A 14500-nucleotide genomic window follows, 5' to 3' on the forward strand; every position below is an offset into this window, starting at 1 on the left:
CCCCCCACCGCGCCGCGCTGGCCCCCTCCGGCCCTCTGGGCCACCTCCCCCAGAGGGGGAGGATCTATAACGAACGAGCCGCCTCAGGCGGCCGCGAGGGAGTATCCGCATGCGCCGTGTCGCGCCGATCCTGCTGGCCGCCGTGATGGCCACGCCCGCCGCCGCTCAAGGCCCGCTGCTCAACGGCCTGTTCGCCGACCATGCGGTGGTGCAGCGCGATCGACCCCTGCCGGTGTTCGGCCGCGCCAAGCCGGACGAGGCGGTGACGATCACCCTCGGCGACAAGACGGCGACCGCCAAGGCCGGCCCCGACGGCGCCTGGCGCGCCGACCTGCCGGCCTTCGCGGCGGGCGGTCCCTACACGCTGCAGGCCAAGGCCGCTTCGGGCGCGACCCAGACCGTCAGCGACGTGCTGGTCGGCGACGTCTGGCTGTGTTCGGGCCAGTCGAACATGGAACTGCCGGTCGAGCGCGGGAACAACAGCTGGTCGGAGATCCGCTCGGCCAACGACGACGGCCTGCGCATGGCCTATGTCGACCACGCCGACAGCCGCACGCCCCTTTCCGCCTTCTCCAAGCCGCCGGCCTGGAAGGCCGCCAAGCCCGAGGCCGTCGGGTCGTTCTCGGCGGCCTGCTACTACATGGCCCGCGAGCTGCGGAAGACCGACAAGACGCCGCTGGGCCTGGTCCACGCCTCGTGGGGCGGCTCGGCGATCGAGGCCTGGATGAGTCCGGACGCCCTGCGCAAGGCCGGGAACTACGAGGACGGCCTGACCACCCTGGAGCTGTCGCTGAAGGACCGCCCGGCCGCCGACCGCCGCTGGGGCGAGACGATCAAGGCCTGGTGGAGCCTGCGCCACAACGGCGCGGACGGCGGCCCCTGGCTCGGCGACGGCGCCTGGACGCCCGCGCCCAAGGGCCTGGGCGTCTGGGAAAGCTGGGGCGTGCCGGCCCTGGCCGCCTTCGACGGCGTGGTGTGGTTCGAGACCTCGGTGACGCTCACCGCCGCCCAGGCGAAAGGCGCGGCCAGTCTCGAGATCGGCATGGTCGACGAGGTCGACACCACCTTCGTCAACGGCGTCGGCATCGGCTCGACCTCCGGTGCGGGCACGGTGCGCGTCTATCCGCTGGCGGCCGGACGCCTGAAGGCCGGCGCCAACCGCATCGTCGTCTCGGCCTTCGACAGCTACGCCAACGGCGGCATGTACGGCGATGCGCCGCGCGCCCTCGTCCTGGCCGACGGGACGCGGATCCCGCTGGCCGACTGGCGCTACCAGATCGAGCCCAAGGCCAGCGGCGAGCCGCCGCGCGCGCCGTGGGACACGCTGTCGGGCCTGTCGACCCTCTACAACGGCATGCTGGCGCCGATGGGGCCGTGGGCCTTCAAGGGCCTGGCCTGGTACCAGGGCGAGACCAACGCCGGGCGGCCGCAGACCTATCAGGCGTTGCTGACGCAGTTCCTGGCCGAGCGCCGCGCCGGACAGCCCGCCGACATGCCGGCCCTGGTGGTGCAACTGGCCAACTACGGCAAACCGCAACTGGCGCCGGAAGACTCCTGGTGGGCCCAGCTGCGCGAGGGGCAGCGCCTGGCCGTGGCCAAGGACGGCCACGCCGCCATCGCCGTGATCACCGACATCGGCGATCCGTCCGACATCCACCCCACCAACAAGCAGGACGTCGGCAAGCGGCTGGCGCGGGGCGCGCGTCGTCTGGCCGGCCAAGCCGTCACCAACGGCCCGTCGCCGGTCTCGGCCCGCCGGGTCGGGGAGACGGTCGAGGTGAAGTTCGAGCAAGTCGCCGACCGCCTGGCGGCGCGGGGCTCGGACCGCGCCATCGGCTTCGAGCTGTGCGACGCCGCCGCCTGCCGGTTCGCCGACGCCCGGGTCGAGGGCGACAAGGCGGTGGTCGTGGTCCCGGCCGGTCTGACCCCGACCAGGGTGCGTTTCGCCTGGGCCGATGCGCCCACCTTCAACGTCTTCGACCTGTCGGGCCTGCCGCTGGGGCCGTTCGAGCTGGCGGTGACGCAATGAGCATCACTGGACTTCGCGCGGCCGCCTCCGTCCTGGCGCTGGCCGCCGCCGTGGCGCTGGCGGCGCCCGTCGCCGCCCAGGCCGCCCAGCCGGCCGCCGTCTCGGCGACGCCCGTGGCCGGCGGCTTTCCTCTGATCGAAGGTGGCAAGCCCGCGCGGGTCGAGGCCGACGTCACCGACTGGCCCGGCGTGCTGCGCGCGGTGCAGGGCCTGCGCGGCGACCTCTCCAAGCTGTCCGGCGGCGGCCAGCCGGCCAAGGACGCGCCGCTGGTCATCGTCGGCACCCTGGGCAAGAGCGCCCAGATCGACGCCCTGGTGGCGGCCGGCAAGCTCGACGTCTCCAGCCTGAAGGGCCGCTGGGAGGGCTTCGTCCAGCAGGTGGTCGACAATCCGCGTCCGGGCGTCGCCCGCGCCCTGGTGATCGTCGGCGCCGACAAGCGCGGGACGATCTTCGGCGCCTACGACCTGTCCGAACGGGCCGGCGTCTCGCCCTGGACCTGGTGGGCCGACGTGCCCGTACCGGTGCGCCGCGAGCTCTCCGTCGCGCCGGGCGCCAACCTGCAGGCGCCGAAGGTCAAGTACCGGGGCATCTTCCTCAACGACGAGAACCCGGCCCTCTACGGCTGGGCCAACGCCACTTTCGGCGGCTTCAACCACGGCTTCTACGAGCGGGTCTACGAGCTGATCCTGCGGCTGAAGGGCGACTATCTGTGGCCGGCCATGTGGGGCAAGTCGCTCTATGACGACGACCCGCTGAACGCCGTGCTGGCCGACGAGATGGGCGTGGTGATCGGCGCCTCGCACCACGAGCCGATGATGCGCTACCACGTCGAGTGGGAGCGCTACGGCCAGGGGCCGTGGGACTATTCGAAGAACCCCGAGGTCCTGCGCCGCTTCTGGCGCGAGGGGATCGAGCGGATGGGCGCCAACGAGAGCCTGGTCACGGTGGGCATGCGCGGCGACGGCGACGAGCCGATGACGCAAGGCACCGCCACCCGCCTGCTGGAGACCATCGTCGCCGACCAGCGCAAGATCATCGGCGAGGTCACCGGCAAGGACCCCTCCGCCACGCCGCAGGTCTGGGCCCTCTACAAGGAGGTGCAGGACTACTACGACGCCGGCATGCGGGTTCCCGACGACGTGATCCTGCTGTTCGCCGACGACAACTGGGGCAACATCCGGCGGCTGCCCAAGCCGGGTGAAAAACGCCCGGGCGGCTACGGCGTCTACTACCACTTCGACTATGTGGGCGGGCCGCGGAACTACAAGTGGCTCAACACCAACCAGGTCGAGCGCACCTGGGAGCAGATGCGGCGCGCCAATGATGCCGGCGCCGACCGGCTGTGGATCGTCAATGTCGGCGACCTCAAGCCGATGGAACTGCCGACCGAGTTCTTCCTCGACTACGCCTGGGATCCCGACGCCATGCCGGTCGAGAAACTCTCGACCTACACCCGCGACTGGGCGGCGGCGCAGTTCGGGGCCGAGCGGGCGGGCGAGATCGCCGCCCTGCTGGACGGCTATACGAAGCTCAATGCGCGGCGGAAGCCCGAGCTGATCGACGGGGCGACCTTCAGCCTGGTGAACTTCCGCGAGGCCGAGCGGGTGGAAGCCGAATGGAGCGAGCTGGAGCGCCGGGCCGAGGCCGTGCGCAAGGCCCTGCCCAAGGCCCAGGACGACGCCTTCTTCCAGCTGGTCTGGTTCCCGATCGCGGCCTCGGCCAACTTCAACCGGCTCTACATCGCCGTCGGCCGCAACCGGCTCTACGCCGAGCAGGGGCGCAGCGCGGCGGCCGCGCAGGCCGACAAGGTCGAGGCCCTGTTCGCGCGCGACGCCGAACTGACGCGCCAGCACGACGCCATCGCCGGCGGCAAGTGGGTCCACATGATGGACCAGACCCACATCGGCTACACCGGCTGGCAGCAGCCCGACCGCAACATTTTGCCGGAGCTGGCGCGTCCCGCCGTGCCGCACGCGGCGGTGACGGGCGTCGCCGTCGAGGGGCGCGCGGCGGCGGTGGACGGGTCGGCCGATCTGCCGTCGCTGAGCCGCTGGGGCGCGGCCTCGCGCTGGATCGACGTGTTCAATCGCGGTCCGGCCCAGATCTCGTTCGAGGCGACGTCCGGCGCGTCCTGGCTGAAGGTCGCGCGCGGCCCGGCTGGGCCCGGGGGCGATACGCGGCTGGAGGTGTCGGTCGACTGGGACAAGGCGCCCAAGGGTCGCCATCGCATCCCGATCACCGTGAAGGGGACGGCCGCCGAGGCCGTCGTGATCACGGCGGTGGTCGACAATCCCTCCCGCACGCCGGCCAAGGGCGCCTTCGTCGAGGCCGGCCAGCCCCTGGCCATCGAGGCCGCGCACCACGCCAAGGCGACGGCGGTGGACGGCGTCGGCTGGACGGTGATCCCAAATCTCGGCCGCACCCTGTCGGGCGTCACCACCTCGCCAACCACAGCCCCGGCCAGCGAACCCGGCAAGGGGCCGGTGCTGGACTATCTGGTGGATTTCGAGGCGGCGGGGCCGGTGGACCTGTCGCTCCTCGTCTCGCCGGGCCTGGACGTCACGGGCGGCGGCGGACCGCGCTTCGCCGTGTCGATCGACGACGGCGCGCCGGTGGTGGTCAACACCATTCCCGACCCGTCGGAGAAAGCCTGGGACAAGGTGGTGGCGGATAATGTCCGTGTACTGATGACATCGCTGAGCGTCCCGTCGGCGGGGGCGCATCGGGTGCGGCTGTGGCGGATGGATCCGGGCGTGGTGTTCCAGCGGCTGGTGATTTCGCGCGGGCCAGCGCCGGAGAGCTATCTCGGGCCGGTGGAAGGGACCAAGGCGCCCTGATCCTTCTCCCCTTGCGGGAGAAGGTGGCGGCCGAAGGCCGTCGGATGAGGGGTCTCTCAGAACTGAAGGCCTCATCCGGTCTGACGGCTGTCGCGGCGGATATTTCTGAGAGACCCCTCACCCGACCCGCTTCGCGGGCCACCCTCTCCCGCAAGGGGAGAGGGGTCAGTTCGCCAGCGAAAACTCCACCGGCGCGTCCATCTCGATCCGGTCGCCCTTCACCGTATGCGGCGGGGCCGGGAACGGATCGGACCGAGCGACCATGGCGCGGACCTCGGCGTCGAGCAGGGCGTGGCCGGTGGGGCCGGTGAGGCGGCATTCCAGCACGTGGCCGGCGCGGTCGATGACGAAGGTCACCTGGGCTGTGCCCTGCTGCTTCCGCATGCGGGCGGCCTTGGGATAGGTCTTGTGGGCCTCCAGCCAGGCGCGGACGCGGGCGGCGTAGCTGCTGGAAGAGCCGACATGGGCCTGGACGCTGTCGGCGTCGCGCTGGCCGGCGGGCGGCTTGGCCGCCGACGCCTCCATGGCGCGGGCGGCGGCGGGCACGGCGGCCTGGGCGGCTGCGGGCGCGGCGGGGCGCGGGGCCTCGGAAGGCGGAGCGGGGGAGGGCGGCGCGGGCTTCGGCGCGGCCTGGGTCAGCCAGCCGTCGGGACGCGGCGGCAGCGGCTTGGGCGTCGGCTTCTCCGGCTGGGCCGGCTCCGGCGGCGTCGGCTCGCTCACCGGCGTTGGCGCGGGATCGGCGTCGGGAGACGCCGCGTTGTCGGTCTGGTCGAGGGCCGGGTCGCCCAGCGAGATCAGCATGGCCGTCTCGTCCATCACGGCGAGGACCGGCTTCTGCTCCCACTGGATCACGGCAAGGCCAAGGGCGCCGTTGATCATCAACGACGCCCCCGTCGCCCAGGCTCGAACGTGCCAGGGCGTCTTCATTTTCAGAACGTCTTGCCGAGGGTCAGCTTGAACGTCCGGCCTTCGGCGTCCAGCGACAGCAGGTGCCGCTGGAAGGTCTTGTCGAACAGGTTGTCGACGCCGGCCTGGACCTCGAGCCCTTGCAGCAGGCCGTCCTGCGGCTTCCAGGTGACGAACAGGTTGTGGACGGCGTAGCCCGGCGTGGCCAGCGAGGTGGAGGTCACGTGGTTCTGGGCGTCGGCGAACTCGCCCCGCCAGCCGGCCGTCAGGTTCTGGGTCGGGAAGACATAGCCCAGGGTCAGGTTCAGGGTGTCGGCCGGGATGGTGTTGAGATAGGCGCCGGTCAGACGGTTCTCGCCGTCGATCACCGACACCGAGCCGCGGGCGAAGAACTGCTTGGCGCCGTATTCGGCCTCGACCTCGACGCCCGAATAGCGCGCCTCGCCGACATTGACGAAGTAGCTGGAGGTCGACGTGCCGCGCGTGATCAGGTTCTTCACGTCGTTGCGGAACACGGTGGTCTTGAACCGGAACTGGTCGCCCTGGCCGAACAGGTCGCGGAACTGCAGCGTGCCGCCGACCTCGATGTTGTCGGACTCCTCGGGCTTGAGGTTCAGGCTGTAGTTGGTCGAGGCCGTCGCCGTGCGGCTGTAGATCTCGTCCAGCACCGGCATGCGCACGGTGTGGGCGACCGAGCCGAACACCGAGGCCCATTCGGTCAGGCTGTAGAGGGCGGCGATCTTGGGCGAGACGCCGTTGTCCTTGACCACGGTGGTTGTGGTGACGCCTTCGCCGGGCTGCAGCTTGGTCCAGTCGACGCGGACGCCCGGGATCAGGGTCAGCTTGCCGAGCACGACCTCGCCCTGGGCGAACAGGCCGTACTTCTCCATGTCGCCTTCAGGGTGGGTGGCCGCGCCGTGGTTCGTGCCGGTGGCGGTGCGGCGCGGGTTGCGGCGCTCCTGCTTGTAGGCCTGGGCGCCGACGGTCAGGAACGCCACGTTGTCGCCGCCGAGGCTGAACTTCGAGACGTTCTGGGTGCGCGCCTGCAGGGTCTTGTACGAGAACTCCGACTCCAGCACGCCTGACAGGAAGGTCGTGTCGGTCTGGTTGACCTTGGTGTTGGCGTAGGAGACCTGGGCGGCGACGTCGAAGAGGTCGCTGCCATTGAAGTCGTTGTTGTAGCCGATCACGGCCGTGTCGTCGGTGGTCTTGCGGCGCACCGGCGTCGTGGCCAGGGCTTCGGACTGGTCGTAGATCTGGGTGCTGTCGTTCTTCCAGTTCTGGTACGAGGCCCAGACGTTGTGGCCCTTGGCCCCGCCGATGAAGTAGCGGCCCTTGATCAGGTAGCTGTCGGAGCTGGCTTCCGAGGCCGCGACCTCGACGCCGTCGCCGTTCTCGTAGTTGTCGCTGCGACGGCTGGTGTACATGCCCAGCAGTTCGGTGTTGGCGGTCGGCTTCAGGGCCAGGATGCCCGAGCCGAAGCGGGCGTTGGCGTTGCTTTCGACGCCGCCGCGCAGGCGCACGGCGAAGCGGTCGCCGTCCTTCAGGAAGTCGCCGGCGTCCTTGCTGGTGAAGTTGACCACGCCGGCCAGGGCGCCCGCGCCGTAGAGGGTCGAGGAGGCCGGGCCGCGCAGCACTTCGACGCGCTTGTAGAGCTCGGGATCGCTGAAGAACGAGCCCATCCGGTACTGCTCGTAGAATTTCGTGACGCCGTCGATCTGCATCAGGATGCGGCTGTCGCTGTCGGCCAGGCCCGTGCCCATGCCGCGGATGTTGAAGCCTTGGCCCAGGGCGCCGACGCCGCCCATGGTGTTGACGCCGGGGATGCCGGCCAGCAGGTCGCCAATGGTCGAGGCCTGGGCGTTGTCGATGGCTTCCTGGTCGATCGTGGTCACGGCCTGGGGCGTATCGATCGCCACCTTCTCCTGGCCGGCCGAGACGACGACCTTGCCCAGCGACAGCTTGCTGGCGGTCGCGGTGGTGGTCTCTTCGGAGGTCTCGGTGGTCTGGCCGTGGGCGAGGCCGGCGAGGGCGAGGTTGGCGACGCCGGCCAGCAACAGGCCGCGCGTCCGCTTGGACATGCGCATGGAATATCCCCAAAATAAGCGAATAAGAATCATTCGCAGACTATGGGCGAGCGACTCCCGACAGAGCGCCTCGCCGAACGGCGACGCTTCTGGCCCCCTTTTCGCCTAAATGCAAGTGACTCTCAATAACGAGTGATTGCGGGGCGGGAATGTTGGGGGAGGGGGAGGGGGAGGGGGCGGAAGCGGCGCCGGTTGAAGGCGGGGCGAAATCCGCAAGATTCCGCCCCGCCCGTTTTTTCTGGAGTTCAACCCTGGGGTTTCGGCGAGAAGCGGACGCCCGTGTAGATTCTGACGGGATTGCCGCGCTCGAGCTGCTGGTTGAGGCTCCATTGCGATCGGCGGGTCTTGTCGCGCGACGCGCTCCGCTGCTCTTCGATCATCATGGCGAGCTTCAGCCGCGCCAACTTGCGGTTGGCGTGCTGCGAGCGCTGTTCCTGCGCGGTGGCGACCAGACCGGTGGGGCGGTGTGTGGCCCGAACGGCGCTGTCGGTCTTGTTGACATGCTGACCGCCTGGGCCGCTGGCGCGCAGGGTCTGGTAGTCGATGTCTTCAGCCTTCAGATCTGGGACAAGGTCAGGCTCCGGCGCAAGGGCGACGCCCACGAACCAGTTCCTGCGATTGTGGCCAGGCCGAAACGGACTGTCGCCGATCCACAGGATCGTGCCGATCCGCCCGGCGACGAACGCCTGCGCCCGGTCGCCGCTGACGCGCATCAGCAGCGACGAGGGGAGATCCTCGAAGCCATCCAGGGCCTCGCAGACGACGCCATCAGCCTTGGCCTCGCGGGCGTAGGCGGCCGCCAGTTGGGCGACCACCCACCGACATTCCTGCGGTCCCTGTCCGGACGTCAGGTGCAAGATGACCTCGCTCATGATCCCGCCCTCGTCTTGTAGCTGAGCAAGGGGCGCAGGCGCGCGATGACACGCACCAGGCCGGCGTGCTCCAGGTCCGCCACGACCCGCTGGATGTTCTTGTAGGCCTGTGGCGCTTCCTCGTAGATCAACCGGCGGTCCTCGCAGATGACATGGCTGCCCAGCGCCGTGCGCTGGAGATCGGCGACGCGGAAACGCGGGGACAGCCTTGCGTGCGCGTCCGAGCGGCTCCACCTGCGACCGGCGCCGTGGGCGAGCGAGCAAAGGGCCTGGTGGGCGCCGTCGGCGATGGGTTCGACCAGGTAGCTGAAGTCGCCGCGCGATCCCGGAATGGCGACCAGTCCACGATCGGCCGGGGCGGCGCCCTTGCGGTGCAGCCATCCGCCAAGGTGGGGCGTCACGCAGTTGTGGCAGATGTCGAGCACGGGCCGCCCCTCGGCGCCGATGGCGTCGCAGAAGCGTTGCGCGATGATCCGCCGGTTCAGCACGGCCCAGGCCTGGGCCTGATCATGCTCGGCCAGATAGGCCTGTCCCGCCAGACTGGCTGCGAGCATTCCGGCGCCGACGGGGTCCGTCTTGTGCGCCTGAAGAACAGCTTGCCCCAATCCCCGCGATCCGCTGTGAACCATCATCCACACGCGATCCGCCTGCAGGCCCAGCCCATCGAACCGGTCGCCGTCGACGACCTCTTCGATCCGCTGGAACTCCACGAAGTGGTTGCCGCCGCCGATCGTGCCCAGCGTCGGACCGGCCAGATGCGATGGCAGACCGAAACCCGTCACGGCGGCCAGGGTGTCGCCCGACCAGGCCTCGTCGAGGCCTTGAAGCTTGCGCTCCACGGACCCCAGTCTGAACTTGCGCAACGGGCTGCCCAGTTCCCACAGGCCTATGCCGCAACCGATGTCGCCGCCCACAAGATGCGGCCAGATCCGATCCGGCGACCAGAATGCGGCGCCCACCGCGATCCCGGCGCCGACATGCAGATCGGGCAGGCCGACGACGCGCTCGATCCCCTCATAGCGGGCCGACGCCTCAAGCTGGTCGACGGCGGCTGGATCCAGGCGGGAGGGCTCCGCCGAGATCAGCGTAACTTTGGGAGACTGGCTCACAGCGCACCGCCTTTCCCGCCGCAGTTGGCTGCGGGCAGGCATTGGGCGAGGCCCTCGATGTCCTTGAGGATCCCGTCACGCGGATCGACGAAGAACGCCCGGCGGCGACGCCATCGGTTCTCGTGCCCGAGCACCTCGCCCTCGTGCATCCACTCGCCGCGCCGGCCGACCGAGATGCGCGTCAGGACGTAGTCGTCGATGTGCTCGCGCACATGCATCTTGATCGTGCTGCCGGTGTCGAGGGTGGCGCAGATCTCGCTGAACACGTCGTCCCACGGCCGCCCTCTCCGGCTTCGCAAAAACCGCACGAGCGGCGCGAGGTTTTCGTTGAGCGATTTCGAATAGCGCGCGGCGATGTACGCGTGACGTTTCAGGCCAATGAATTGGATGTGCGGATCGGGTGTCCTTTTCAGTTTCGGTGATGGCGCATGCCCAGCGCCCCACCGCGGTCGCTCGACGATGACTTTGAACATGTCAGCGCGCATGGCGGCCCTCCCGAGAAACGGAGGCCGACGAAGCCGGGCTGAACAGCGGATTTCTGATGAAACGGCGAGGTGCTTTCACCCAGCCGAAAGGGATCAGGCGACTGACGTCGCCCGACAGCAAATTGCCCATGCAATCTGTTCCTGAAGAGTCTGGAATACGAGGAGGTTTTCTTGACGGGCTGAAGTCGCTCGCATGATTTTCTCCTTTCCAGTTTCAGAAACAGGCCGAGCTTGGCTGCGACGCTCAATATGGCATCTTAAAGTCGAATTCAAGCTGTTGGCTTCCGTGGGGCGAGCTTCCGTCCTGGGGCGACGTCGCCTTTCAGGCCGAGGCTCCTCCGCCTACGACTTCCTGCCGCCGAACTTGAAGATCCCCACGCCCAGGGCGATGCCCAGCAGGATCCCGATCGCCATGTTGTGGATGATGGCCCCGAAGATCACGCCGACGATCAGCCCCATGGGCAGGCCCAGCACACCGGTCTTGTTCATCGTAGATCCTTCGAAAGTCGTTCAAGTCGCCAGGGCGGGCGTCAGGCGCCGGGCCATTCGTCGAGCATGTCGGCAAGCACGTCGAGCGGCATGGTGCCGGCGGTCAGGCCGGCGTCGTGGAAGCCCTTGAGGCTGAACCTGGCGCCCAGGCGCTTTTCGGCGCGGGCGCGGCTGTCGGTCCAGGTGCGCCAGCCCAGCATGTAGCTCGACGCCTGGCCGGGCTGGACGCAGTAGCGCTCGACCTCGCGGGTGACCGAGGTCTCGGCGTCGCCCAGGGTCTGCGACATGTAGGCGATGGCCTGCTCGCGGCTCCAGCGCTTGGCGTGGATGCCGGAGTCGAGCACCAGGCGGCTGGCGCGGAACAGCATCGAGGCGACGTAGCCCAGCTGGCCCAGCGGGTCGTCGCGATAGGCGCCCATCTCGTCGGCCAGCTGCTCGGCATAGAGCGCCCAGCCTTCGGAGTAGCCCGAGAAGATCGGCAGGCGGCGCAGGGTGGGGATGCCCGGCGCTTCCATCATCAGGGCGTTCTGCAGGTGGTGGCCGGGGATCGCCTCGTGGAACACCAGGGTCGGCAGGTCGAAGCGCGGCTGCTCGGCCATGTCGCGCAGATTGATCGAGAACAGGCCGGGCCGCGAGCCGTCCAGGCTGGGCGGGGTGTAGTAGGCGCCGGGCGCGCCGGCCTCGATCGACGGCGGGATGCGCTGGATCTTCACCCCGGCCTTGGGCAGGTGACCGAAGTAAGCGGGGAGCCGCTCGCGCATGGCCGCGACCTTGGTCTCCAGATCGGCCAGCAGGGCCGCGCGTCCGGCGTCGTCGTTGGGATAGAGGTTGGCCGGGTCGTGGCGCAGGGCGGCGATGCGGGCGCCGACCGAGCCCTTGGTCAGGCCGCGGGCCTTGAGGATGGCGTCGGCGCGGGCCGAGAAGCGGGCGACGAGCTCCAGGCCCAGGCGATGGATCTCGTCGCCGGCCAGGTCGGTGGTCGTCGCCGCGCGCACGGCGAAGCGGTAATAGGCCTCGCCGTCAGGCAGTCGCCAGACGCCGGCGTCGTGGGTCGCGGTCGGCAGGGCGGCGCTCAGCAGCTGGGCCTGGCGGCGCAGAGCGGGATAGACCTCGGCCTCGACGATCCTGGCGGCGCGGGCCTCCCAGTCGCCGGCGATCGCCTTGGCGCTGGTGCGCCGGGTCAGGCCGACGACCAGTTCCGAACTGGCCGGGGCGGGGGCGAGCATGGCTTGGAATTGCGAGAGGGTGGTGCGCAGCACGAAGTCGGGCGGGGTCGCGCCCCTGGCGAAGTCGGCGCGGGCCCGGGCGGTCTCCTGGTCGAGCAGCACGGCGAAGGCCGACAGGCGCGACAGATAGGCCTGCGCGTCGGCCGCGTCATTGACCGGATGGGTGTCGGCCAGGAAGCCCGGCACGCTGCGATAGGCGCCGGTCAGCTGCGAGATCACATAGGGCGCGGCCACCCCGACGTCGGGATTGCCGTACGGCGTATCGAAGCTCCGCAGGGTGGTGTCGGCCATGTAGGCGGCCGAGCGCAGGTTGACCCGGTCCATGCCGGTCAGGGCCTTGGCGTCGAAGGTGGCCAGGTCCTTGCGCAGGTCTTCGAAGATCTGGCGGGTGCGCAGCAGGCCGGCCGGCGAGCGGTCGTCGAGCTGGCCGCGGGCGGCGGCGTTGGGGCCGGCGTCCAGGCCCGTCAGGGTCATCAGTTGCGGCGAGTCGAGCATCGCCCGCTGGATCAGCCGTTCGAGCACGGCGGTCAGGCGTTCGCCTTCGGTGTCGCCGGCCAGGGCGGGCAGGGGCGCCGCGACGAGGGCGGCTGCGGACAGCATGAAGGAACGACGGTTCGCCATGCTCCGGTTGTAGCGCGCCTTGCGCTTCGCGCCAGGGGTGAAGCTCGGGAAGGCGGCCGTGGGGCCGCCTTCCCGGTCGCCTTACGGCCGCAGCAGCACCTTGCCGGTCTTGCCTGGGGTCAGCGAGGCCTTCACGGCGTCGGACACCTGGTCCAGGCCATAGACGCCGTCGGTCGGCAGCTTCAGCTTGCCGGTCGCCACCTGGGTCAGCAGCTCGCCGATCAGCTTGCGGCGCAGGTCCGGCGCCATGGTGGCCGAGACGGTCGAGCCCCAGAAGCCCTTCACGGTAAGCTGCTTGAAGATCACCGCGCCCGACGAGATCTGCATCGGCTCGCCGGTCATCGAGCCGAACGAGACCAGCAGGCCGTTCTCGCCCAGCAGGTCGGCCATGTCGCCCGAGGCGGTTCCGCCGATCGAGTCCACAGCCGCCTTGATCGGTGCGCCGCCGGTCAGTTCTGCGACCTTGGCTTTCCAGTCGGCGTCGGCGGTGGAGACGGCGTTGTCGATGCCCAACTCGGCCAGCTCGGCCACGCCGGCGTCGCGGCGCACCAGGTTGACGACATTGACGCCGCGGGCCTTGGCCAGCATGGCCAGGGTCTTGCCAACCGCGCCGTTGGCGGTGTTCTGAGCGACCCAGTCGCCTTCTGCGACGCCGAGCGACTCAAGGAGCGTGATGGCGCTGAACGGCATGGCGATCAGCTGGGCGGCGGCTTCGTCTGGAATGGCGGCGGGCACGGGCACCAGGCCGGCGGCCGAGGCGATGAAGTATTCGGCCCAGCTGCCGTGCACGCCGGCCACGGCGAAGCGCTGGCCGACCAGGGCGGCCTCGACGCCGTCGCCCACGGCGTCGACGATCCCGACCGCCTCGCTGCCGCCGATGGCGGGCAGGGCGGGCTTGTAGCCGTAGTTGCCGCGCACGGTCCAAAGGTCGTGGTTGTGGATCGGCGACAGCAGGGTGCGGATGCGGACCTTGCCGGGGCCGGGCTCGGGGATCGGGCTGTCGGCCAGGGCCAGGACTTCGGCCGGGTCGCCGAACACGTCGTGGATCGCGCTGCGCATGGGGTCTTCCTTCTTGTTGCTTGTTGTGGGGGATGCGGCTCAGGCGGCCGCGAGCATGGTCTCGGTGGTGGTCAGGGCCTCGCGCAGCGGACCCTGGTCCTTGGAAAGCTTGGCCAGGATGGCCGCGCCCAGCCACAGGGCGTACATCGCCCGGGCCGTGGCGACCGGGTCGCCGGCGCCGGGCAGGGAGCCGTCGTCGCGGCCCTCGACGATGACGGCGGCGATGCGGCGCACCAGTCGCTCGACGCCGGTGTTGAGGATCAGTCGCATGTCTTCCGACAGGTCGGAGATCTCGGCCGCCAGCTTCACCACCAGGCAGCGGTCGGCCATGCCGCAGGCCGCGTCGGTGTCCAGCCAGACGGCCCAATAGGCCATCAGCTTGTCGCGGCCGCTGGCGCCGGTGTCGAACAGGCCGGCGAGCTTGACGCCGTATTCGGCGCAGTAGTCGTCCAGCAGGGCGCAGCCGAACGCCTCCTTGGATGCGAAGTAGTAATAGAACGAGCCCTTCGGCACGCCGCTGGCGTCCAGCAGCTCCTTCAGCCCCATGCCGCCGAAGCCCTGGCGCAGCACGAGCTCGCGGCCGGTGGCGAGGATGTGTTCGCGGGTGAGCTCGGACTTCTTGCGGGCGGCGGTCATGAGGGCTGTATGGCAGATAATAGACCGGTCGTCTAGTTTTGTGTTTTGAACCTGAGTTTCCTTCTCCTCCCCCGCTTGCGGGGGAGGGGGACCACGAAGTGGTGGAGGGGGCGAGGCTGGGCTCGGCGCTGGGGGGGGGGGGGG

General features: G+C 69.7%; 11 protein-coding genes. 2 read left to right on the top strand and 9 right to left on the bottom strand.

What is annotated here, in order from left to right:
• Window positions 1–109: 109 nt before the first annotated feature.
• Both AC07NG_RS24070 and AC07NG_RS24075 read left to right on the top strand, forming a co-directional pair.
• Window positions 110–2029 (top strand): sialate O-acetylesterase, encoded by a 1920-nt coding sequence (locus AC07NG_RS24070; RefSeq protein WP_494596842.1) that lies wholly within the window; start codon window positions 110–112, stop codon window positions 2027–2029.
• Window positions 2026–4866, top strand: coding sequence for a glycosyl hydrolase 115 family protein (locus AC07NG_RS24075; RefSeq protein WP_494596844.1), 2841 nt, complete (start codon window positions 2026–2028; stop codon window positions 4864–4866). Before AC07NG_RS24070 ends, AC07NG_RS24075 begins: the two co-directional genes overlap by 4 nt.
• A 165-nt stretch (window positions 4867–5031) precedes the next feature.
• On the opposite strand, the gene AC07NG_RS24080 is transcribed toward AC07NG_RS24075, so the two are convergent.
• From AC07NG_RS24080 to AC07NG_RS24120, 9 genes are all read right to left on the bottom strand, one after another.
• Window positions 5032–5745 carry an energy transducer TonB gene (locus AC07NG_RS24080; RefSeq protein WP_494596846.1) on the bottom strand — a complete coding sequence of 238 codons (714 nt, stop codon included), beginning with the start codon at window positions 5743–5745 and terminating at the stop codon, window positions 5032–5034.
• A gap of 50 nt (window positions 5746–5795) precedes the next feature.
• Complete coding sequence (locus AC07NG_RS24085; RefSeq protein ID WP_494596847.1) at window positions 5796–7853, bottom strand: TonB-dependent receptor domain-containing protein; 2058 nt, start codon at window positions 7851–7853, stop codon at window positions 5796–5798.
• Window positions 7854–8104: 251 nt separating this feature from the next.
• Window positions 8105–8731, bottom strand: coding sequence for a peptide chain release factor H (gene prfH / locus AC07NG_RS24090; RefSeq protein WP_494596849.1), 627 nt, complete (start codon window positions 8729–8731; stop codon window positions 8105–8107).
• Window positions 8728–9840, bottom strand: coding sequence for an RNA ligase RtcB family protein (locus AC07NG_RS24095; RefSeq protein WP_494596851.1), 1113 nt, complete (start codon window positions 9838–9840; stop codon window positions 8728–8730). Before AC07NG_RS24095 ends, prfH begins: the two co-directional genes overlap by 4 nt.
• Window positions 9837–10325: a hypothetical protein gene (locus AC07NG_RS24100; RefSeq protein ID WP_494596853.1), complete on the bottom strand. Its 489-nt coding sequence runs from the start codon at window positions 10323–10325 to the stop codon at window positions 9837–9839. Before AC07NG_RS24100 ends, AC07NG_RS24095 begins: the two co-directional genes overlap by 4 nt.
• A gap of 342 nt (window positions 10326–10667) precedes the next feature.
• The gene (locus AC07NG_RS24105) at window positions 10668–10814 is read right to left on the bottom strand and encodes a hypothetical protein (RefSeq protein WP_492857280.1); all 147 of its coding nucleotides are present in this window, start codon (window positions 10812–10814) and stop codon (window positions 10668–10670) included.
• Between the two features lie 41 nt (window positions 10815–10855).
• Complete coding sequence (locus AC07NG_RS24110; RefSeq protein WP_494596854.1) at window positions 10856–12640, bottom strand: DUF885 domain-containing protein; 1785 nt, start codon at window positions 12638–12640, stop codon at window positions 10856–10858.
• A gap of 102 nt (window positions 12641–12742) precedes the next feature.
• The gene (locus AC07NG_RS24115; protein ID WP_494596856.1) at window positions 12743–13720 is read right to left on the bottom strand and encodes a zinc-binding dehydrogenase; all 978 of its coding nucleotides are present in this window, start codon (window positions 13718–13720) and stop codon (window positions 12743–12745) included.
• 39 nt (window positions 13721–13759) lie between these two features.
• Window positions 13760–14356: a TetR/AcrR family transcriptional regulator gene (locus AC07NG_RS24120; RefSeq protein WP_494596858.1), complete on the bottom strand. Its 597-nt coding sequence runs from the start codon at window positions 14354–14356 to the stop codon at window positions 13760–13762.
• Between the last annotated feature and the right edge of the window lie 144 nt (window positions 14357–14500).

It is taken from the genome of Caulobacter sp. GW821-FHT10C03 (assembly GCF_059415485.1).